19 protein-coding genes are annotated in these 21,746 nt (G+C 39.7%); 4 read left to right on the plus strand and 15 right to left on the minus strand.

What is annotated here, in order from left to right; genetic code table 11:
* Window positions 1–8 precede the first annotated feature (8 nt).
* The 4 genes from NYR30_RS09295 to tnpA all read right to left on the minus strand — a co-directional run bounded on the left by NYR30_RS09295 (window position 9) and on the right by tnpA (window position 3,481).
* Window positions 9–203: a Trm112 family protein gene (locus tag NYR30_RS09295; RefSeq protein WP_066109097.1), complete on the minus strand. Its 195-nt coding sequence runs from the start codon at window positions 201–203 to the stop codon at window positions 9–11.
* On the minus strand, window positions 200–1,177 hold the full coding sequence (gene lpxK, locus NYR30_RS09300; RefSeq protein WP_066111505.1) for a tetraacyldisaccharide 4'-kinase: 978 nt from the start codon (window positions 1,175–1,177) through the stop codon (window positions 200–202). Before lpxK ends, NYR30_RS09295 begins: the two co-directional genes overlap by 4 nt.
* Before the next feature lie 12 nt (window positions 1,178–1,189).
* The gene (gene msbA / locus NYR30_RS09305) at window positions 1,190–2,938 is read right to left on the minus strand and encodes a lipid A ABC transporter ATP-binding protein/permease MsbA (protein ID WP_302500724.1); all 1,749 of its coding nucleotides are present in this window, start codon (window positions 2,936–2,938) and stop codon (window positions 1,190–1,192) included.
* Between the two features lie 126 nt (window positions 2,939–3,064).
* Window positions 3,065–3,481, minus strand: a complete 417-nt coding sequence (gene tnpA / locus NYR30_RS09310; protein ID WP_302500726.1) for an IS200/IS605 family transposase — start codon at window positions 3,479–3,481, stop codon at window positions 3,065–3,067.
* A 44-nt stretch (window positions 3,482–3,525) separates the two neighbouring features.
* Between tnpA and NYR30_RS09315 the strand changes: the two genes are divergently transcribed.
* On the plus strand, window positions 3,526–4,662 hold the full coding sequence (locus tag NYR30_RS09315; protein WP_302500728.1) for an RNA-guided endonuclease InsQ/TnpB family protein: 1,137 nt from the start codon (window positions 3,526–3,528) through the stop codon (window positions 4,660–4,662).
* A 148-nt stretch (window positions 4,663–4,810) separates the two neighbouring features.
* Here the strand turns inward: NYR30_RS09315 and NYR30_RS09320 are convergent, their stop codons facing one another.
* Entirely contained in the window at window positions 4,811–7,210 is a 2,400-nt protein-coding gene (locus tag NYR30_RS09320) for a DNA internalization-related competence protein ComEC/Rec2 (protein WP_302500730.1), read from the minus strand.
* Between the two features lie 372 nt (window positions 7,211–7,582).
* Between NYR30_RS09320 and dksA the strand changes: the two genes are divergently transcribed.
* The 3 genes from dksA to folK all read left to right on the plus strand — a co-directional run bounded on the left by dksA (window position 7,583) and on the right by folK (window position 10,161).
* On the plus strand, window positions 7,583–8,032 hold the full coding sequence (gene dksA / locus NYR30_RS09325; RefSeq protein ID WP_066109108.1) for an RNA polymerase-binding protein DksA: 450 nt from the start codon (window positions 7,583–7,585) through the stop codon (window positions 8,030–8,032).
* A 288-nt stretch (window positions 8,033–8,320) separates the two neighbouring features.
* Window positions 8,321–9,658 (plus strand): polynucleotide adenylyltransferase PcnB, encoded by a 1,338-nt coding sequence (gene pcnB, locus NYR30_RS09330; protein ID WP_302502476.1) that lies wholly within the window; start codon window positions 8,321–8,323, stop codon window positions 9,656–9,658.
* Window positions 9,659–9,660: 2 nt separating this feature from the next.
* Window positions 9,661–10,161, plus strand: a complete 501-nt coding sequence (gene folK / locus NYR30_RS09335; RefSeq protein ID WP_302500733.1) for a 2-amino-4-hydroxy-6-hydroxymethyldihydropteridine diphosphokinase — start codon at window positions 9,661–9,663, stop codon at window positions 10,159–10,161.
* A gap of 259 nt (window positions 10,162–10,420) precedes the next feature.
* Here folK and glnE read toward each other — a convergent pair whose 3' ends face one another.
* The 10 genes from glnE to lpxD form a co-directional block, all read right to left on the minus strand.
* Window positions 10,421–13,330 (minus strand): bifunctional [glutamate--ammonia ligase]-adenylyl-L-tyrosine phosphorylase/[glutamate--ammonia-ligase] adenylyltransferase, encoded by a 2,910-nt coding sequence (glnE, locus tag NYR30_RS09340; RefSeq protein WP_302500735.1) that lies wholly within the window; start codon window positions 13,328–13,330, stop codon window positions 10,421–10,423.
* Window positions 13,331–13,718: 388 nt separating this feature from the next.
* Complete coding sequence (gene mtnN, locus NYR30_RS09345; RefSeq protein ID WP_066113013.1) at window positions 13,719–14,414, minus strand: 5'-methylthioadenosine/S-adenosylhomocysteine nucleosidase; 696 nt, start codon at window positions 14,412–14,414, stop codon at window positions 13,719–13,721.
* The gene (locus NYR30_RS09350) at window positions 14,411–15,079 is read right to left on the minus strand and encodes a thioredoxin domain-containing protein (protein WP_066113012.1); all 669 of its coding nucleotides are present in this window, start codon (window positions 15,077–15,079) and stop codon (window positions 14,411–14,413) included. The genes mtnN and NYR30_RS09350 overlap by 4 nt, the downstream gene beginning before the upstream one ends.
* A gap of 3 nt (window positions 15,080–15,082) precedes the next feature.
* Complete coding sequence (recJ, locus tag NYR30_RS09355) at window positions 15,083–16,801, minus strand: single-stranded-DNA-specific exonuclease RecJ (RefSeq protein WP_066421610.1); 1,719 nt, start codon at window positions 16,799–16,801, stop codon at window positions 15,083–15,085.
* Between the two features lie 84 nt (window positions 16,802–16,885).
* On the minus strand, window positions 16,886–17,572 hold the full coding sequence (dsbC, locus tag NYR30_RS09360) for a bifunctional protein-disulfide isomerase/oxidoreductase DsbC (RefSeq protein ID WP_302500745.1): 687 nt from the start codon (window positions 17,570–17,572) through the stop codon (window positions 16,886–16,888).
* A 9-nt stretch (window positions 17,573–17,581) separates the two neighbouring features.
* Window positions 17,582–18,169, minus strand: coding sequence for a ribonuclease HII (gene rnhB, locus NYR30_RS09365; RefSeq protein ID WP_066108730.1), 588 nt, complete (start codon window positions 18,167–18,169; stop codon window positions 17,582–17,584).
* Window positions 18,170–19,360, minus strand: a complete 1,191-nt coding sequence (lpxB, locus tag NYR30_RS09370) for a lipid-A-disaccharide synthase (RefSeq protein ID WP_302500748.1) — start codon at window positions 19,358–19,360, stop codon at window positions 18,170–18,172.
* A 78-nt stretch (window positions 19,361–19,438) separates the two neighbouring features.
* Window positions 19,439–20,227, minus strand: a complete 789-nt coding sequence (gene lpxA, locus NYR30_RS09375; RefSeq protein WP_066113008.1) for an acyl-ACP--UDP-N-acetylglucosamine O-acyltransferase — start codon at window positions 20,225–20,227, stop codon at window positions 19,439–19,441.
* A 1-nt stretch (window position 20,228) separates the two neighbouring features.
* A complete protein-coding gene (gene fabZ, locus NYR30_RS09380) occupies window positions 20,229–20,684 on the minus strand; it encodes a 3-hydroxyacyl-ACP dehydratase FabZ (protein WP_066113007.1) in 456 nt (151 codons plus the stop codon).
* 22 nt (window positions 20,685–20,706) lie between these two features.
* A complete protein-coding gene (lpxD, locus tag NYR30_RS09385) occupies window positions 20,707–21,741 on the minus strand; it encodes a UDP-3-O-(3-hydroxymyristoyl)glucosamine N-acyltransferase (protein ID WP_302500752.1) in 1,035 nt (344 codons plus the stop codon).
* Window positions 21,742–21,746: the final 5 nt, after the last annotated feature.

Here is a 21,746-nt window from a genome sequence, read left to right on the forward strand (position 1 = left end):
CTCCTTAATTATTCTGCGGCGGCATTGGTAGTTGGTGTTGTCGCTAAAGATACTGCATTTTCAGGGAGTAATGCCGGAATACCATTAACGATAGGATAGGCTAGTTGTTCGTTTTGACAAATAAAGCGTTGCTGTGCGGCATCAAACGTTAAGGCTTGATGGCAATGCGGACACGCCAACATTGAAATCACTTGTTGTTTCATTGGGTTACCTTAGACATAATCTTGTCAACTAAAGCTTCTAATTGTGTAGGTGCTATTTGCGCTGATACCGGAACATACCACCAATTATCCTTGGCAAATTCAGTACACTTCACTGCATCTTTTTCGGTCATTAATAGCGGTATCTCTGCATTATCCATCTTGGCAAAATCATCTGCTTGGAAAGCATAATGATCTGCAAAAGCGTGTTGTGTAAGTAAGGTTAAACCTTGCTGTTGTAAAGTGGCAAAAAAACGCGGCGGATGTCCAATACCGGCAACAGCATTTACGGTAGAAAATTGATTTAATGGGCGTTGCTCGCCAGTCACTAAATTAATCGCTACATCAGGCGCTAACGTCATTGCAATTTCGCCTTCATGTGCAATACCGCCATTACAAATCACCGCATCTACTGTCGGTAAACGCTGTTGCGGACGCTCGCGCAATGGGCCTGCCGGCAATAATAAACCGTTGCCGAAACGGCGTTCACCATCAACAACCACCAATTCCACATCACGCTGTAATTTATAGTGTTGTAAGCCATCATCGCTAATAATCACTTGTGGATGATAGGCTTTATAGAGTAATTCGATACTCTCTTGTCGATTAGGTGAAATCGCCACTGGAGCGGCTGTCCGTTTCGCAATTAATACCGGTTCATCGCCAGTTTTTTTAGGATCGGAAGTGGCGCAGACTAAAAACGGATAATCAGTATTTTCGCCGCCATAACCACGCGAAATCACGCCGACTTTAATACCGCGTGCTTGTAATTGTTCAACCAAACAGACTACTAATGGTGTTTTACCATTGCCGCCAACAGAAAGATTACCCACCACCACAACTGGGCAAGGCGCACGCCAACTAGCAAAAATGCCAGTTTGATACGCTTTTCTGCGTAAATAGGTAATCAATTGAAAAAGCCAAGCGAATGGCAATAATAACCACTGTAACCACGATTGTTGATACCAAAATTTCATATTACCTCTTGTTTAGCCATCAAATTGCATCTTGTGCAGCTGTGCATACACCTGTCCATATTGCAATAGCTGTTGATGTGTGCCTCGTTCTACAATTTGCCCTTGATCAATCACAAGAATTTCATCTGCACGTTCAATCGTTGATAAACGGTGTGCAATGACTAATAAAGTTTTTTGTTGCTGCAACTCTTCTAATGCACCTTGAATTGCACGTTCTGACTCTGTATCCAACGCCGACGTTGCTTCATCTAAAATTAACACTGACGCATTACGCAATAATGCACGCGCAATCGCTAAACGCTGACGCTGGCCGCCTGATAAAGATACGCCGTTTTCGCCGATCATCGTATCTAAACCATTCTCCATCTTTTCGATAAATTCCATTGCGTGAGCCGCTTTTGCTGCTGCAATAATCTCTTCGCGGCTGTATTTGTCAGTTGCAGCATAAGCAATATTATTAGCGACTGTATCATTAAATAGATGTACTTGCTGTGAAACTACCGCACAATGTTGGCGTAAATTCGCTAGCGTGTAATCTTTAATATTATGGTCATCTAGATAGATTTCGCCTTGTTGAATATCATAAAAACGGGTAATTAAGTTCGCAATTGTCGATTTTCCGGAACCTGAACGCCCCACTAAAGCAACAGTTTTTCCTGCAGGAATAGCGAAAGTAATATGCGATAAAGCCGGTTCATCTTTACCTTCATAATAGAAACTAACATCATTAAAACGCACTTCCCCTTTCACTTGTTCTGTTACATAACGGCCATTATCCTCTTCCGTTTTTAAATCTAAAATTGCAAATAGGGTCTGGCAAGCTGCCATTCCACGTTGGAATTGCGCATTCACATTAGTTAATGATTTTAGCGGGCGCAATAACGCAAACATTGAAGAAAATACTAAAGTAAAATCACCAGCGGTTAGCTGACCGCCCATCATTGTTGGTACGGTGGCTAAATACAACACGACCGCCAACGCAAAAGAAGCAATAATTTGCACAATTGGGTCGGAAATTGCACTCATCGCCATCATTTTTAGACTTTTACGGCGCATATCATCACTAACTAGATCAAAGCGCTCTTCTTCTACTTTTTGTCCACCAAACGATAACACCACGCGATGCCCTTTCAACATCTGTTCAGCGCTTGCAGTCAATTCTCCCATTGAATTCTGCATATTTTTACTTAGACGGCGGAAATGCTTTGATACTACGCTAATTAAGCCGGCGATAATTGGTCCAACAATAAATAACACCAGCGATAACTGCCAGCTGGTATAGATCATTAATGATAATAATGAGATCACTGTTGCCGTTTCTTTAACAATAGTAATTAATGCACTTGATGACGAATTAGCCACTTGTTCAGAATCATAAGTAATACGAGAAAGCAATTTCCCCGCTGCTTGATGATCGAAAAAACTGACCGGCATATACATTAAATGTTTGAATAACATTCTGCGCATCGCCATTACTACATTACCAGACACCCACGACAAACTATAATCGGAAACGAAACTGGTTAAACCACGCAAGATGATTAACACAATCACAATTAGTGGCAGCCATTTTAAGAAAGAGAGATCTGCCTTACCAAAACCTTCATCTAATAATGGTTTTAATAAATAGATTAATCCTGCTTCAGTAAGTGCATTAAATACTAGTGCAACAATTGCGATTAAAATACCGAATTTATATTGCCAAATCATTGGCCATAAACGTTTAAATGTTTCTTTTGTGGAATAGTCTTTCTCATTCATACAAAGAATTTTTTACTTTAAAAATGGAATTAAGGCGCTATTCTACCTTTATCAAAATGCGCTGTAAAACCCCGTCCTTCAGGTCGGGGATATAAGGCGCGAACGGAGCAGCCGTTCTTGTTGTTTTTAATCAGGAGTTTTCTGTTGTTCGATGTATTGTCGGATAATGCTAATCGGCGCACCGCCACAACTTCCGGCAAAATAAGATGGAGACCACAGCGCATCGCCCCACAGTTTTTCTCTGATGCTTGGGTAATTCTTTTTTCTAATCATACGGCTGGAAACGCCTTTTAAACTGTTCACCAGTTTGGAAACGGAAACCTTGGGCGGATAGTTGACCAATAAGTGTACATGGTCATGCTCGCCGTCAAATTCCACCAGTTGCGCTTCAAAGTCGTTGCAGACGCTTTCAAAAATACTGTGCAGGTCGTCTAGAATGGTTTTCGTGAAAACATGGCGACGATATTTGGTAACAAAGACCAAATGGACATGCAGGTTAAAAACAACATGTCTTCCAGTTCTAATTCCTGTTTCTTTTTTCATAGACCAAGTGTAAAATCAACAAAAATCCAATTATCCGTCACACCATGCAGATACGCAAAGCCTTTAAATTTGAAATCAGACCGAATGGAGAACAAATCCGCAAAATGAAGCAGTTTTGCGGCTGTTCGCGTTTTGTGTTTAATAAGGCTTTGGCGTATCAAAACGAGCAGTATGAAGCGGATAAGTCGTTTAAATTCAGTTATAGCAAAATCGCCAACCTGCTACCTGAATGGAAAAAAGAATTTTTGTGGTTGAAAGACTGTCACAGCCAAGTATTACAGCAAAGCCTGAAAGATTTGGAGAGTGCATTTAGAAACTTTTTTGCCAAGCGTGCAGATTTTCCAAAGTTTAAACGCAAAGGCATAAAAGACAGTTTCCGATTTCCTCAAGGGTTTAAGGTAGAACAGCAAAACAGCCGTATTTGGCTGCCTAAAATCGGTTGGGTGCGTTATCGCAACAGTCGAGCCATTTCAGGCAGTCTGAAGAATGTCACCGTCAGTCAACGCTGCGGCAAGTGGTTTGTGTCCATTCAAACGGAGTTTGAGCAGGAAATACCGACACCCAAAGGTGGCGAAGTCGGTATTGATATGGGTGTGGTACGTTTTGCCACACTTTCTACAGGGCAATACTTTGAGCCAATCAATGCGTTTAAAACCTTAAAAGGTAAATTAGCTAAGCTGCAAAAGCAGTTCAAGCACAAAACCAAATTCAGTCGGAATTGGCAGAAACTGAAAGCCAAGATTGCTAAGTTGCACCGCAAAATTGCCGACATTCGTAAAAATTACCTGCATCAAATTTCCAACCAAATCAGCCAAAACCACGCGATTGTGTATGTGGAAGATTTACAGGTAAGCAATATGAGCAAGTCGGCAAAAGGTACAGTGGAACAACACGGTAAAAACGTGAAACAGAAATCCGGATTAAACCGTTCCATTCTCGACCAGTCGTGGTATGAATTTCGGCGGCAGTTGGATTACAAATTGCTGTGGAATGGTGGGTACTTGATGGCTGTTCCACCGCAAAATACCAGTCGGTGTTGTCCACTGTGTGGCTATACCACAGAGGATAATCGCCAAACACAAGCGTTGTTTGAATGTGTGGACTGCGGTTACACGGAAAATGCCGATGTTGTTGGGGCAATCAATATATTAAAACGCGGTCAGGCGATACTGGCAGCGTAAAAGTGTTCAGGGCAGGACTTGTCCGTAGCGCGTGTGAAGTGAACTGTGCAAACAGTCAGCAGCACGAACCCACCGAAGTGAGCTAACGGCTATGTCGTTAGACACCGTAGGAATCCCCTTGCTTTAGCGAGGGGAGGAGGTCAATCTGCTATTTCTCCAACAAGCCCCCATTTTGCAACTGGTTAAACCATACGGTTAATGCCGTTCGTTGTTTCTCTATTTGGTATGTACCATCACGCATAAAACGAATAATGATCTGTCCGTCCCAACCGGTATTGGCAATTTGCATCTGTCGCGCCGCTAGGCGTTGTAATACTTCTTGGTGCGGGAAATGCCAGCGATTAGCCAGACCTGATGAAATTAAGGCAACTTTTGCTTGTACTTTGCGTAGAAAGGTTTCACTGCTGGAGCTTTTACTGCCATGATGCGCAACTTGCAAGATATCGACCGTTGGAAAATTTGCTAAATAACGCAATTCATTACTGCGATCTAAATCCCCGGTTAACAACACCCGATAATTATCATCTTCAATTAATAGCACACAAGAGTGCTGATTGCGCGCCATCGGGACGATCGCCGTCGGTGCTAACACCGTAAAACGTAAACGCTGCCACTGCCATGTTTTTCCTTGTACACAAGCTAAAGGCGCTTTTTCAGCATACATCACTTGTGAAGAAGTGAATAATTGCGCATTGGGATAGGCTCGCAGCAAGGTTTCCGCACCACCGCTATGATCATTATCATTATGGCTAAGAATCAAACTTTCCAAACGCACACCTTGCCGCCGTAAATAGGGCAAGATTTCTAATTCCGCCATACTGCCGCCCGACCAAGCCGCACCACTATCATATAAAACGCCTTGATCATTCTGTCGCAATAAAATGGCTAATCCTTGCCCTACATCTAGCATTTCGAGCGTCCAAAGCGTGCGCCATTGCTGATAATAGCCATAACTTAATAACGCTATCTGCCACATTAGTACAATTGCAAAACCGATAATCGCTCGCTGTAAAATCTTTGGTGACGCTAATAAATCGGCGTGAAAAGTCAATTTTTTCACCTGTAATTGTGCTACTAATTGGTTGTGGTTATTGGTTGGTAATTGGCGTTGTAGATAAAGTGCATAACAACTCCAAAGCAAACCAAAAAGTAAACCAAGAATAGTGAGCCACTGCCCTTCTCTCATAGCAACATCACGCCACGAATCTTGAAAATAACCGAGCCACTTAATACTGTTTTCCGCTAAATAGGCACACCATTGCCAACTATGCAGCAGATCGAAGGTAAAAATAGAAAACAGAATGCCGGGAATGAGCAAAAAACTAAACAGCGGTACAATCCATAAATTAATCAATAAACTTTGCAGGTTAAAGCCGTCAAAAAATAATAAAACTATTGGTGTGAAAAGGAATGTTAGTCCTATTTGTAAATGCAGCAGTGTCAGCAAGTAATAACGCCCTTTACCAAGCTGAGATAACGGTTTACCACGCCATTGCCAAGCAGATAATGGCAACAGCGTATGCCAAACCAGCAAACTGAATACCGCGGTTGCTGATAACCAAAAGCTATCACTTAACAGCATTAATGGATCACATATAATTAAAATAGTGATAGTGCGGAGATAAAGCTGCCACCAATTAAGATAACAACGACAAAATCGCAATAACAATAATAACGCCAGCGCTGTAATAGCACGTATGGTCGGTACAGAAAAATCAGCCAAATAGCTATAACTTAATGCCAATATACCACCACAAATTAGAGGAAATGTTGGGGTAATCCACTGCGTTGGCAATAGATATTGCAGGCTTCGTCCTAGCAATAATCCCAATAGCATCATTAGGCCGATATGCAAACCAGAAATGGCAATTAAATGTGCGGTACCTGTTTGTTGGAAAAGTTGTAGTAACGAATGACTTAAATAAGCCTTTTCACCAAAACCTAATGCTAATAACAAACCAACACTGGATTGCCCTTGTAATTTCTGTTCAGTAAATCGCAATAAATGCTCACGCAATTGCGGCTTATCAGCAATCAATTTGGCTTGTTTCACATTTGCATTGCCAACAATGCGATTGGCATATAACCATTTTTGGCGTTGAAAACCGCCCTCATTTAAACGGGCAGCGATTGGTTTGATCGTAATTTCGCCTTGCCATACTTGCCCGGCTTGCAATGCAGTGTCCTCTTGCCAAGTAATATAAAAGCGGTAATTCGGCTGCGTTGGTGCAAACTGTAATAAAGCGATTGCAGTTTGATATTCGCCTTGATGCAATACTTTTTCAATTTGAATCTTGGCTGATTGACTACTGCCCACCAAAGTATGCAGCATCTGATTTTGTTTAATCAAAGTTGTCGTTGTTGCAATACACCACAAACCAGTGAGGGCTATCACAAGCATTGTTTTGCCAATAGATAGGAACTTACGCCAAACAATAACAACTACACCGCTCAATAACAGTATGCAAAATGCAATCAATAACCAAGCCGATACCAGCCACGAAAACGGTAGATATAAGATGATTAAGCTGGTGATAAAACACAGCAAACAGCTTCGTTCCATAGCTTCTAAAATCAGTTCACTTATCTTGATTGATTTGTTCTGCTATACCTTAATTAGCAATCGCAAAACGAGCAAAAAGCAGACAATAAAAATGTGAACTCACTCGAAAATTTACAAAAAAAGCATTTTTACCCAATGATTTCTGACTAAATAATCGACGAACTCACAAATTTCATTTGCTAAAAAGAGTAACTTTTGCTATTTATATGCGGCTTTTTTGGAAGCCCCATCAAGCAGTAAAAAAATTGGCGGAAATTTATACAAAAAATCTCCTTAATATTGAGATATAACTTTGTTCATAATGGAGTTCCGACAGTTGCTTGTATTATCAATTTTGGTGTCTAGGAGAGATGAAAAATGACAGCAAACACGCCAAAATCATCACTTAGTATTTTAGCTCTTGCAGGTGTTGAGCCTTATCAAGAGAAGAAAGGTGAAGAATATATGAATGAAGCTCAATTGCTTCATTTTAAAAAGATTTTAACTGCATGGCATGCTCAAATCGTTGGTGAGGCCGATCGTACCGTTGCGCATATGCGTGATGAAGCATCAAATTTCCCAGATCCATCTGATCGTGCGACCCAAGAAGAAGAGTTTAGCTTAGAATTACGTAATCGCGATCGTGAACGTAAACTGTTAAAGAAAATTGAACGTACTATTAAGAAAATCGAATCTGAAGATTTTGGTTATTGTGAATCTTGCGGTGTGGAAATTGGTATCAAACGTTTAGAAGCAAGACCAACCGCTGATCTTTGTATCGATTGTAAAACTTTAGCAGAAATTCGTGAGAAACAAATTGGCGGCTAATCGCCCTATTTTCTTAGGATAAGCGTTGTCTAACTAAATCGTATTCCTCTCCTTAATCACTTAGGGAGAGGTTATTATTTTTTAATAATTCTATGTTTTTACTGAAAAAATATTTCGAGGTGAGCTATTTTTAATTACATTCGGAAACTCTTTCATAAAAAAGGTCAGAAAGAGGAAACTATTCAACCTACTAGTGAATCAACGATAACCACCGCTAGTCACAAGATTACACCAGCACCGAAAAAATCATCTGCTCGCAGAACAACTAAACCTGCCAAATCTTCATATATCCTAAAAGCTTCAAATTACGGTATTTATCCTCATCTTATCAGCCGCCAAGCCTTGCAAGTTGTTGAAAAATTGCAAAAAAATGGTTTTGAAGCCTATGTTGTGGGTGGTTGTTTACGCGATATTTTATTAGCTAAAACGCCAAAAGATTTTGATATTGCGACTAATGCTAGACCTGAACAGATTCAAAAAATTTTCCAACGTCAATGTCGTTTGGTCGGACGTCGTTTCCGTTTAGCTCATATTCTATTTGGTAAAGAGATTATTGAAGTTGCGACCTTTCGTGCGGCACACGATGAAGTCAATAATGACAAATTCGCTAAGCAAAGCGCCGAAGGAATGTTATTGCGTGATAATGTATATGGCTCTTTAGAAGATGATGCTGCGCGCCGCGATTTTACCGTTAATGCGTTTTACTATAATCCACAAAAAGATCAGCTTTATGATTTCTTTAACGGCATTAAAGATTTACGCGCCGGGCGTTTAGTGTTAATCGGCGATCCGGTACAACGTTATCAAGAAGATCCAGTAAGAATGCTGCGTGCAATTCGTTTTATGGCGAAATTAGAAATGTTCCTCGATAAACGCTGTGAACAACCTATTTATGAATTAGCACCATTATTACAAAATATTCCTGCCGCACGTTTGTTTGATGAAAGCCTAAAACTATTGCAAACAGGGCAAGGTGAGAAAACGTATCATCTATTATATAAGTATCAATTATTCCAACAATTATTCCCTGTACTAACGCCTTTTTTTACCGAAAAAGGTGATTCATTTACAGAGAAAATGTTAGTTACCGCTTTACGTTCTACTGATGAACGCATTGCAGATCATTTAAGAATTAATCCTGCTTTCTTATTTGCGGCATTTTTCTGGTATCCGTTGCGTGAACGCATTGAGATCCTGAAAAATGAGGGCGGATTGAATAATTTTGATGCCTACTCTTTAGCGAGTAATGATCTGTTGCACGCTATTTGTCAGCGAGTGGCGATTTTACGTCGTCATACCGCAACAATTCGTGATATTTGGTCATTACAGTTACTCTTTACTAAACGTACCGGTAAACGTCCGCAACTAACGCTAGAGCACGAAAAGTTTCGTGCTGCTTATGATCTTCTAGCAATGCGTGCCGAAATTGAACATGGTGAAACGATTGAGCTGGCAGCGTGGTGGTATGAGTATCAACAAAGTAATGCTTCGCAACGCCACCAATTAATTCAGGTACAGCAGAAACTACATATGGACAACGGTAACTCACAAAAACGCAAACCGCGTCGCCGTTATCGTCCAAATAATAAAAGAAAGAAACGTTCTAACCAGAGTTCGCCATTATAAAGATGAATAATGTTTATATTGCTTTGGGCAGTAATTTAAATCAGCCATTACAACAATTAATTACTGCCCTAGATACGTTACGCCAACAGTCAGAAATTGAATTGATTGCTGTTAGTCCATTTTATGGTAGTAAACCGTTAGGGCCGCAAGATCAGCCCGACTTTGTTAATGCAGTGGCACAACTCCATACTTCATTATCGCCATTAGCGTTATTGGATTTATTACAATCAATCGAACAGCAACAAGGTAGAGTGCGCTTGCGCCGTTGGGGTGAGCGTACCTTAGATTTAGATATTCTGTTATTTAACCAAGAGATCATTGAGAACGAGCGGTTAAGTGTGCCACATCGTGAAATGAAAAATCGTGAGTTTGTGTTAATTCCGTTATTAGATATCGCTCCGCAATTAGTGCTGCCAGATGGTAAAACCTTAGCTGATGCAGCAAGCGCCTTTTCGCAGCATAATATGCAGAAGATAGCTGATTATTCAATTGTTGATATTTAGGTTTCGCCCTAAAGGGCGACCTACTTTTCTTTACCTGTATAAAGAAAAGTAGGCAAAAGAAATACACCCTCACACTCTTGCTAATCCTCATTCCAATAAGATTTTCCGGGCGGCAAAAAAAGAGATTTTTCTCGCAAGCTCGAAAAATTGACAGCTTTTTTTGCCTGAAAATCTTATCTACATTCGGGCAAGAGTAAGAGGGAACCCAAAAATCTTTTATTAAGATTACCAATAAAATCGGCTTAATAGACAAAAACCATTATTCTGCGAACAACTGCTGCCAAATTTCACTAATAAAGGCTCGTTGTGCTGCAAATGGTTCCGCTTCTACCACCGAATCACGTCCGGCTAAATTTAAATGATGAATATGATTACGTAACTCAACATAAATAGCGGTTAAACGCTCACCTACTTCTGCTGTAATCACTTGATATTTCACCATATCCTCAAAAATACGCACATTATCCGACCAAGTTGTCAGTTCTGGAATTTTTTCTGCATTTGCCAACATTAAATATTGGGCAATAAATTCAATATCAGTGATGCCGCCGCGATCTTTCTTAATATCAAAATAACCTTCTGCCGTATGCGATAAATGTTCATACATCTTCTCGCGCATCTCACGCACATCTGTTTTCAATTTTTCCGGTTGCTGTGGCGCTGACAACACTGCACGACGAATTTCCGTAAAACGGTTGCGCATTTCCTCTTCACCATAAACTGGTCTTGCTCGCACTAACGCTTGTTTTTCCCACGTCCACGCTTCGTGTTGTTGATAATCGTGGAACGCCGTTATAGAGCTAACTAACAATCCCGCACTACCTGATGGACGTAAACGCATATCCACTTCATATAAAATACCTGAATTAGTATTGATATTAAAAATGCTGTTAATTTTTTGCGCTAAACGCAAATAAAATTGCGCACTATCAATACTGCGCTTACCGCCAACGGTTTGTCCATTAGCCGGCGCATCATATAAAAAGACTAAATCTAAATCCGATTTATAACCTAATTCAATACCGCCCAATTTACCGTAACCCACTACCAAGAAACGTTTTTCACCTTCTTGCAAATGATCTGGTGTACCAAAACGTTGTGTCACTTGTCGCCAAGCTAAATTCACTACACTGGCAATAATCGCTTCCGCTAAGAAAGTAAGATGATCACTCACTTTCATCACTGGTAATGCCCCTAAAATATCCGCTGCGGCCACTCGTAACTGTGTAGCTAATTTAAATTGACGCAATACATCAATCATCTGCTCTTCATCTTCTTGCGGTACCCGCAACAAATAATGTTCCAATTCCGCTTGATATTGACTAAATGGCGGTGGTGATAACAATGTATTTGGATTGAGTAATTCATCAAGCAATAATGGATAATCGGCAATTTGACGAGCAACAAATGGAGATGCGCTACAAAGTTTCATCAATAAAGTGCGTGAGTTCGGATTTTCACGCAATAATTCAAGGTAGGTTGTCCGCGTTGCAATACGTCCGATAATTTCCAAAATACGCGGCACTAAAACCACTGCTTGTTCCATTGCTAACATTTCATCAATTAACACTGGCAACAATTGTTCTAATACATCTCGACCACGTACTCCCAAGGATTTACGCAAAATCTCTTGTTTAAATTGCCACAAATGTTCAGCAATTTTTTCCGGTTCAGCAACCGCTAACTTGTTTAATAAAGTCATCACATCTTGCTGATTAAAACTGATACCAAGAAAATCTTGCCATTCGCTCTCACTGGCATCTTCTTTATCATCTTCACTGCCAATCAGATGATGGAACACTTCACGCACATTTTGTTGGTGTTGCGTCAATACCTGATAAAAACTCTGCCAGTTATAAATTGGGTATTCCAGTGCGACGATTTGTCCCTGTTGATTAAAATAGGTAAATGCACGACAAGCTTCCACTAATCGCTGACGATCTTGATCATTGGTTGGTAATAATTGTGTTTGTTGATCGTTAATCGCTTGCAACACATTCTCCACTCTTCGCAAAAAGAGATAAGCTTGCGATAAATGATTCGCTTCAAGTTGCTTTAACAGATCCAACTCAACCAATTTTGGCAAAATCAGTAATAATTCGCGCTGTTGTAAACTTTTTTCACGCCCACCGCGAATTAATTGGAACACTTGCACAATAAACTCAATCTCACGAATTCCACCAGCGCCTAATTTAATATTATCGACCAAACCACGACGACGCACTTCAGCACTGATCTTTTGTTTCATATCACGTAATGATTGAATTGCACTGAAATCAATATAACGACGATACACAAAAGGGCGTAATAATTGATTAAGGTAGCGGTGATTAATATCGTTACTATCTTCGCCCATAATGCGCGCTTTGATCATCGCATAACGTTCCCAATCACGACCTTGCTCTTGATAATAATCTTCCATTGAAGCAAAACTTAATGCTAACGCTCCTGCATCGCCAAATGGGCGCAAGCGCATATCAACACGATAAACAAAACCATCTATCGTTTGCTGTTCTAATGCCTTAATAAAACGTTGCCCTAAACGGACAAAGAATTGTCCATTATCAATACTGCGTCTAGCCCCAACAGTTTCACCATGATCAGGATAGGTAAAAATCAGATCAATATCAGAGGAGAAATTTAATTCTCTTCCACCTAATTTTCCCATTCCTAAAATAATGAGTTTTTGTGCTTCCCCTTCGGCATTCGTTGGCGTGCCTAATTCTGTACAAAGCTTCTCATATAACCAATCTTTGGTGACAACAATGATCGCTTCTGCCAATGCGGAAAGCTGGCGAAAGATTTGTTCTACTGTTGCTAAATTTAAACTTTGGCAAAAGCTTAATGTTGCCATTTCTTGATGACGGAATTGACGCAAGATTTGATACAAAATCGTTTCGTCAGTGACGGTTGCCAGCTGTTCGCTCAAACGTTGTTGATAGTGTTCACAATCGCTAAATTGCGGTGTACGCGCTAACCACCGTTGAAATAGTGTTGGATACTTTTGTAAGGTGTCTGCAACAAAATCAGAAAAATAGATCGCTGTAGCAATTTTTTGTAGTGGTTCGGTAAGGGCAGAAATCTCGATAGGTAATTGATATTGTTCGTTATATTCTGTTGTTTGTAGTAAATCGAGTAAGCGTTGTTGTTGTGTTGGCGAGAGTTGCATAGGTATTTCCTTAATTACACTTGGTGACTTATGTCACTAAGCCAGTTTATTGATAAAGTCAATGATAAAACTTTTAGCTAAATTATTTCTTATCTAAAATTTAGGTTTCGCCCTAAAGGGCGACCTACTTTTCTTTACCTGTATAAAGAAAAGTAGGCAAAAGAAATACACCCTCACACTCTTGCTAATCCTCATTCCAATAAGATTTTCCGGGCGGCAAAAAAAGAGATTTTTCTCGCAAGCTCGAAAAATTGACAGCTTTTTTTGCCTGAAAATCTTATTTGCATTCGGGCAAGAGTAAGAGGGAACCCAAAGCTATTTTATAGAAGTTTTTGACAAAATTTAGGTTTGTCAGCGGCCTGACTTGGTGACTTATGTCACCAAGCTATTAATTTACCAATTTTTCTAAGGTCGCCAAAACAATTTTTGAAGAGTGTTTGACCGCTATCGGTAAAAATTCATCAAACGACATATGCGACTGCTTATCTGCCACATCAGAAATCGCGCGAATAACCACAAACGGTACCTTGAAAGCATAACAAATATGAGCAATTGCCGCAGCTTCCATTTCAACTGCTGCTACGGTTGGGAAATCTTGACGAATACGTGCAATTGCATCTTCACCATTAATAAATTGATCACCAGAACAAACCAAGCCAATCACCGCATTTTGCCCTTGTTCTGTTACTGCTTTAGTAACAGCATCAATTAACTTTTGATCCGCACTAAATTTTTCCGGACAAGCTGGTAACTGTCCTTTTGCATAACCAAATGCCGTCACATCAGCATCGTGATAACAAACCTGATCAGAAATAATAATATCGCCAATATTTAATTGTGGATTTAAACCACCAGCTGAACCTGTATTAATAATGCAATCAGGCTGGCAAGTAAGAATCAATGCTGTTGTTCCCATTGCAGCCGCACTTTTACCAATTCCTGATTGTAACAATGCAACATCATGCTGCCCAATTTTTCCTTCATAAATCGTACAAGTCGCTAATTGCTTTACTTGTTTGTTCTGCATTAATCCTTGTAAGATTTCAACCTCTTGTGCCATTGCACCGACAATTCCGATTTTCATTTCTGTCCTCGTTGCTGTTGTGATAATTTTTCACTTAATGAATCCAATACTGCCATTGTGTAATCATCGTTATAAAGGGTGCTTTCCGTTAACACATAACGTCCATCAACGGAAACAAACGGCAACGTAAACACACCATATTTTTTAGTTTCATCAATCGCCTGTTTTACTTTTCCTTCAGTGACTGGTGAATTTAATAATTCAGAAAAGGCATTAATATTAACCTTTTTGCGTTCTAACCATTGTTGCAAAAATTCACCACGACCTTGACGGTTCTTATCAAATTTCAATTCTGCTGTATCGAAAATAAATAAATCCGCTAAATCAGGACGACCTAAATTTTCTAAAGCATAATAGACCGAAGCGGAATAATGCCCTGTTTCCGTCGCTGCGGGGATCCATTCAATTTCAACTTCATTTGGATTCATTCTTTTGTATAAACTCAAATTATCTGCGGCAATCAAACAGATACGACATTCATAAGCAAAGAAAAATTTAATCCTGATCTTTTTATCTGGCAATGGTGTTTCCTGTAACGGCTTCTTATAAGAAAAGTAGTCTTTACCATCTTTAAAAATAGGTAATTGTTCCGCATAGCTGGTGGAAAAGAAGAATCCAAACCATGCTAATACAACAACACGTACTACAAATATCACGCTATTCATTGCTTATCCTAATGCTTCTATATAATTTACTAATAATTGTACTTGTCTATTGCCTCGATATTCATTCACCGCAAGGTGATAGACCATTCGCGCTGATTTTATCGACAAATCTGGATATAAACGCGTATCAGCATTGAACTGAATCGCGTCAAACATATTGCCGCCAGCGAGTGGTTCCACTAACATTTTTAAATGTTTTTCACCCACAATGCGCTGCTGTAAAATTCTAAACTCACCATCAAATTGCGGCTCTGGAAAATGTTGTCCCCAAGGTCCTGCAAATTGTAATTTTTCTGCAGTAGCCACATTCATTTCTTGTGAATTTAATTCCCCATCGGTATAGATCACCCCTTGCAAGGCTTTTTCATCCAGCCATGCTTTTGCATATTGATTAAACAGTTGCTGAAACTTTGGAAAATAGGCTTCGTTAATACTTAGCCCCGCTGCCATTGCATGCCCGCCAAACTTGATAATAATTTCAGGATGCTGACTATGAATATATTCCAATAAATCTCGAATATGTAAGCCTTCAATCGAACGTGCTGAACCGCGTAAAATACCTTGTTCTTCTTGTGCAAACACAACCGTTGGCCGATGAAATTGATCCTTCATTCTGGCAGCCAAAATTCCTAATACACCTTGATGCCAATCAGGTTGATATAAGGCAATTGCGAAAGTATCTTGCTGATATGTCGATTTCAACTCACGCAAAAAGTGCAATGCTTCTTGCTTCATACTGGTTTCAATCTCTTTACGCGTCTGATTCAAGGTATCGAGCTCAAGCGCTAATGCTCGCGCCTGTTCCATTGTTTCTGCTAATAATAATTCCACCCCAAGCGACATATTATCAATACGTCCTGCTGCGTTGAGTCGTGGTGCAATTGAAAAACCTAAATTACTCGCTACCAATTGCGTAATATCCAAATTAGCTACTTCAATTAAGGCTCGGATACCGCAATGACAATGTTCTGCTCGAATGCGTGCCAACCCCTGTGAAACCAAAATACGATTGTTGTAATCTAATGGCACGACGTCTGCTACCGTACCTAACGCCACTAAATCTAACAGTTCCGCAAAATTTGGCTCCGCCCGATCAGCAAATAAATTATGTTCGCGAAACGCTGCACGCAACGCCACCATCAAATAAAAAGCAACACCAACACCAGCTAAATATTTCGATGGAAAACCACAATCACGCAAATTAGGATTAACAATCACATCAGCATTCGGCAGCCGTTCGCCTGGTAGATGGTGATCGGTAACAATCACTTGTACTTGATGCTGTTTTAGATAATCAATGCCTTCTAATGAAGAAACACCATTATCAACAGTAATCACCAATTCTGCTTGTTTTTGCAACGCTTGCTGCGCTACCGATACACTAAGTCCATAGCCTTGTTCGAAACGATCTGGCACTAAATAATCAACAGATTGAAAACCCAATTGACGCAGTGCCAATACAGTTAACGCAATACTAGTCGCGCCATCTGCATCAAAATCGCCGACAATAACAATGTTTTTCTGTTGTTGATAAGCTTCGATTAATAGCTTAGTAGCTCGCTCCAAATGACTGAGCAATGAAGGGGGAAGCATAAACTTTAGGGCATAATTAAGATGTTGAACTGTTGCAATACCACGACTGCGATAAATACGATCCAATAATGGATCATCACAAACTGCAACTCCTTCTGCTAACGCTCTCCTTTCAATTCTTTTCAGCACAACAACTACCTTACATCTACTACTTCTGACTTATCTGTTACTTCTACAAATCAATATCGATCGCCTATTATAATGCGAAATTGTTTATGGCTCTTGTAATATCTTCAATAATTCTTTTGGTGGCATGTATCCGCCTAATAATTCACCACTTGGTAAAATAATACTTGGTGTACCATTCACACCATATTGCAAGCCTAATTGATAATGTTTAGCGACTGTTTGTGGTGTTTTTAACTCTTTTGGTAAATTGCCTTTTTCCGCTTCATCTAATGCAAAGGCAGGATCTTTTGAGGTCCAAATACTCTCCATTTGTTGTGCAGCTTGTGATCCTAAACCACCTCTTGGAAAGGCAAGATAACGAATGGTAATACCGAGATCGTTATAATCTTTCATTTGTTCGTGCAGAATATGACAATAATGACAGGTAATATCCATGAAAATGGTTACCACATATTTCTCATTTTTCGCTGGATATACGATCATTTGATCCGACAATTTATTAACCTGATCTAATAACAATTTACTAGAAAGATTCACTGGCCCTTTATCTGTAATCTGATAAAGATTGCCGTAAAGCACATATTTACCATCATCAGAAACATAAACAATACCTTGATCGGTTACTGCTGTTTTTACTCCTGCAATTGGTGAAGGTTTAACATCTACCTCTTTTACGCCTAGTTTTTTTAATTCTGCAATAATTTGTGCATTATCCGCTAACGCAGTAGTTGCGGTTAGTGCTAATAACAGTGCAAGTGCGTGCTTTTTCATAATCTTTCCTTATTTAATATATTGTTTTACCGGAGCAAAACTTTGTCGATGCTCTGGCAAAATACCATATTTTGCTAAATTTTCTAAATGCAAGGCTGTTGGGTAACCTTTATGTCGATCGAAACCATATTCTGGATATTTTTGATGCAATTCAATCATCTCTTGATCGCGTGCGACTTTTGCTAAAATAGAAGCCGCGCTAATTTCTGCGACTAAACTATCGCCTTTCACTACTGCTTGTGCATTAATCCCTAAATCTTTTGGAATACGGTTGCCGTCAATCAAAACAAAATCAGGTTGAATCGCTAAACCTTGTACTGCTCGACACATTGCTAACATCGTCGCTTGCAAAATATTGAGTTGATCGATTTCACTCGCTTCCGCTCTGCCTAAACTCCAAGCTAATGCCTTTGCTTTAATTTCTTCTGCAAGTTGCAAACGTTTTTTTTCAGATAACTTCTTTGAATCAGCTAATCCTACAATCGGTTGTTTAGGATCTAAAATCACTGCTGCGGTGACTACTGCGCCAATTAGTGGACCTCGTCCAACCTCATCCACACCAGCAATTAATTTTGCTGACGGATAGACAAATTCCATTTATATTCTCGCCTCGCTTTCTAATACTAATGCCACTGCTTCCGCTGCCAATTTATCTGCATCTTGTTGAATAGCTCGGTGTAAATCAGTGAACATTTGCTTTAATTGTGCCGTATGGCGTAAATCTTGCTCTTCTGTTGAGAAATATCTTGCCAATTTTGCTGCTAATAATTCAGGTTCACATTGTTCCTGAATCATTTCCGGCACCAATAGATCATTCGCTAAAATATTCGGTAATGAGATATAGTTCGTTTTTACTAAGCGTTTTGCCAACCAATATGTACTCGCCTTCATTTTATAACCGACTACCATTGGTGATTTACATAACATCGCTTCCAATGCTGCCGTTCCAGACGCTAATAAAGTTGCTTCCGCAGCGATCATTGCCTGTTTGGCGTGTCCATCAATTAGGGTAACCGCCAAATCTGGTGCCACTTGTTGCAGAATTTGTTCAAATTGCTGACGGCGTTTAGCATTTGCTAACGGCACCAACAATTTAATATCAGGATATTGCTGCTGTAATAAGATCGCCGTTTTAATAAAAGTTTCTGCTAAAAAAGCCACTTCATTGTGTCGGCTGCCAACGAGAATCGCTAAATAACGCTGACTAGGATCGATTTGCAAAAACTCGCAAGCATCGAAACGATCAGGTTTTAGTGGTAACGCATCTGCTAAAGTATGTCCAATAAAACGACATGGTACGTTATGTTGATCATAAAATGCTTTTTCAAATGGCATAAATACCAACATCATATTTACCGCTTGCGCAATCTTATGAATACGATTTTGTCGCCAAGCCCAAACAGAAGGGCTAACATAATGTATCGTTTTAATGCCTTGTTGTTTTAGCTTTAATTCCACACCGATATTAAAATCAGGTGCATCAATGCCAATAAATACATCCGGTTTAATATTGAGCAAATTTTCGATCAATGATTGACGAATTTTTAACAAGCGCGGTAAATGTTTGAGTACTTCAACTAAGCCCATTACACTTAGTTCTTCCATATCAAACAGAGTTTCGCATCCTTCTTGCAACATCTTCGGTCCTGCAATTCCAATAAACTTTGCTTGCGGATAACGAATTTTTAAAGCTCGAATTAATCCTGCTCCTAAAATATCGCCCGATGCTTCACCAGCGACAATCGCGATCGTTGGCGTATATGGAATCGTAGAAATAGACTGTTGCATATTTTTCTCCTAAGCATATAAATAAACCGCACCCTATCTATAAATTGAGATAGTTAGTGCGGTTTAGATAGATCAATATTAGCGAATAATGCCGCGTGTAGAACGTTTAAAGAAATCAACAAAGAAGCTAATAGAAGATTCAGTTTCTGCAATCTGTTCGATTTCAGGCATAATTTCTTCTAAAGTTTTATCACTACGATAGATTAATTTATAAACGCTGCGAATAACGTGTAATGTTGGTTTGTCAAAACCACGACGTTTTAAGCCCTCGATATTAATACCAAATGGTCGTGCGTGATTTCCTTGTGCCATTACATATGGTGGCACATCTTGGCTCACCATTGAACCACCGCCTAACATCACGTGTGCGCCAACTACTACAAATTGATGAATTGCTGACATACCGCCAACAATCACAAAATCATCTAATTGTACGTGTCCAGCTAACGTTGCGTTATTAGCTAAAATACAGTTATTTTTAATTTGGCAATCATGAGCAATATGCGCATTGATCATAAAGAGGTTATTATCACCAACCTTAGTTGTGCCGCCACCTTGAACTGTACCACGATGAATCGTAACGTGTTCACGAATACGATTGTTATTACCGATAACGGTTAATGTTGGCTCACCTGCATATTTTAGATCTTGGTTAACTTCACCAATACTAGCAAATTGGTAAATCTGGTTATTCTCACCAATTTTGGTTTTACCTTTGATCACGATATGAGAGTTCAATACTGTATTAGCACCGATTTCTACATCTTTTTCAATAATACAAAATGGACCAACGACGACATTGGCACCAATAATTGCGCCATCTTCAACAATCGATGTTGGGTGGATTTTAGCACTTGGATGGATCATCTTAAACTCCTCGTCTAGCACACATTAAATCGGCTTCACAAACTAATTGGCCATCAACGGTGGCAATTCCTTTAAAACGCATCACACCACGTCTTTCACGTTCAAACTCAATCTTTAACACCAGTTGATCACCTGGGAATACTGGCTTTTTAAAACGTGCATTATCAATGGCAGCGAAATAATACAATTCATTTGGTGAAAGTTGTGTTGTTTTGAATGCTAACACACCAGCTGCTTGCGCTAACGCTTCAAGAATCAATACACCAGGGAAAATCGGTTTTTGTGGGAAATGTCCGGTAAAACAAGGTTCATTTACACTGACATTTTTTACCGCTTTGAGCCATTTTCCTTCCTCAAAATCTAACACACGATCAACCAATAAAAATGGGTAACGGTGTGGCAAAAGCTGCATAATCTCATCGATATCAACTATTCTTGGTTCTCGTTCAATTGTCACTTTGGTTGCCCTCAATCATTTATCATTTGCTGATATTTTTCATTTGTTTTTCTAATTCTTTTAGTCGTTTATTCATTTCATTGATGCCTAATGTTAGTGCCGCAGTCTTACGCCACTCTTTATTAGGTTGTAATGGAATACCTGAAGAATAAACGCCTGGCTCAGTAATTGGCCGCATCACCATGCCCATACCGGTCACAGTTACACCATCGCAAATTTCCATATGTCCATTAATTACACTTGCGCCGCCAATTAAACAATAACGTCCAACATGCAAACTACCAGCCATAATAACACCACCAGCAACGGCAGTACCTGTGCCAATATGTACGTTATGTGCAATTTGACAAAGATTATCAATAATCACATTATCATCGATCACTGTTGCATCTAATGCGCCACGATCGATACAAGTGCAAGCACCAATTTCTACATGATTACCAATAATCACTGTCCCAGTTTGTGGAATTTTAATCCATTTTCCACGTTCATTCGCATAACCGAAACCATCGCTGCCAATTACCGCTGAAGATTGAATTAAGCAATCTGTACCAATTTCTACTGCATGATAGACAGAAACATTTGCCCACAATTTTGTTCTTGCGCCAATTTTCGCATTTTTGCCAATAAAACAACCTGCACCAATGCAAACATCATCACCCAATACGACACCATCTTCAATCACCGCATTAGCATCAATACTGACATTTTTCCCTAATACTGCAGTTGGTGAAATCACTGCACTCGCAGCAATATCTGTTGCCGGTTTTGGCGTATTGTCCATATATTGTGCCAAAATCGCATAAGCTACATAGGGATCTTTGACCACAATAATATTTTGCTTCTCAGCACAATAAGGGATATCAGCTTCACTAACTAATAATGCACCTGCTTGGCTTTCTGCAAGCAACGGACGAAATTTCGGATTTGAGATAAAAGTTAAATGTTGTGATGTTGCTCGTTCTAAAGGAGCAATACTTTCAACGAAAATATCGGCGTTACCCTTAAGAGTACCGCCGACTTTTTCCGCCAAATCACTTAGACGGTATTGTTGCATAATTT

It is taken from the genome of Gallibacterium salpingitidis, from assembly GCF_030517105.1.
GTDB lineage: Bacteria > Pseudomonadota > Gammaproteobacteria > Enterobacterales > Pasteurellaceae > Gallibacterium > Gallibacterium salpingitidis.

Bases quoted from the DNA above. Each gene is read 5' to 3' on its own strand.
- mtnN (WP_066113013.1), bottom strand. From the start codon at position 14,414: ATGAAAATCGGAATTGTCGGTGCAATGGCACAAGAGGTTGAAATCTTA.
- rnhB (WP_066108730.1), bottom strand. From the start codon at position 18,169: ATGGAATTTGTCTATCCGTCAGCAAAATTAATTGCTGGTGTGGATGAG.
- lpxA (WP_066113008.1), bottom strand. From the start codon at position 20,227: ATGATCCATCCAAGTGCTAAAATCCACCCAACATCGATTGTTGAAGAT.
- glnE (WP_302500735.1), bottom strand. From the start codon at position 13,330: ATGCAACTCTCGCCAACACAACAACAACGCTTACTCGATTTACTACAA.
- lpxK (WP_066111505.1), bottom strand. From the start codon at position 1,177: ATGAAATTTTGGTATCAACAATCGTGGTTACAGTGGTTATTATTGCCA.
- lpxB (WP_302500748.1), bottom strand. From the start codon at position 19,360: ATGCAACAGTCTATTTCTACGATTCCATATACGCCAACGATCGCGATT.
- lpxD (WP_302500752.1), bottom strand. From the start codon at position 21,741: ATGCAACAATACCGTCTAAGTGATTTGGCGGAAAAAGTCGGCGGTACT.
- NYR30_RS09315 (WP_302500728.1), top strand. From the start codon at position 3,526: ATGCAGATACGCAAAGCCTTTAAATTTGAAATCAGACCGAATGGAGAA.
- dsbC (WP_302500745.1), bottom strand. From the start codon at position 17,572: ATGAAAAAGCACGCACTTGCACTGTTATTAGCACTAACCGCAACTACT.
- msbA (WP_302500724.1), bottom strand. From the start codon at position 2,938: ATGAATGAGAAAGACTATTCCACAAAAGAAACATTTAAACGTTTATGG.
- NYR30_RS09295 (WP_066109097.1), bottom strand. From the start codon at position 203: ATGAAACAACAAGTGATTTCAATGTTGGCGTGTCCGCATTGCCATCAA.
- dksA (WP_066109108.1), top strand. From the start codon at position 7,583: ATGACAGCAAACACGCCAAAATCATCACTTAGTATTTTAGCTCTTGCA.
- folK (WP_302500733.1), top strand. From the start codon at position 9,661: ATGAATAATGTTTATATTGCTTTGGGCAGTAATTTAAATCAGCCATTA.
- NYR30_RS09350 (WP_066113012.1), bottom strand. From the start codon at position 15,079: ATGAATAGCGTGATATTTGTAGTACGTGTTGTTGTATTAGCATGGTTT.
- tnpA (WP_302500726.1), bottom strand. From the start codon at position 3,481: ATGAAAAAAGAAACAGGAATTAGAACTGGAAGACATGTTGTTTTTAAC.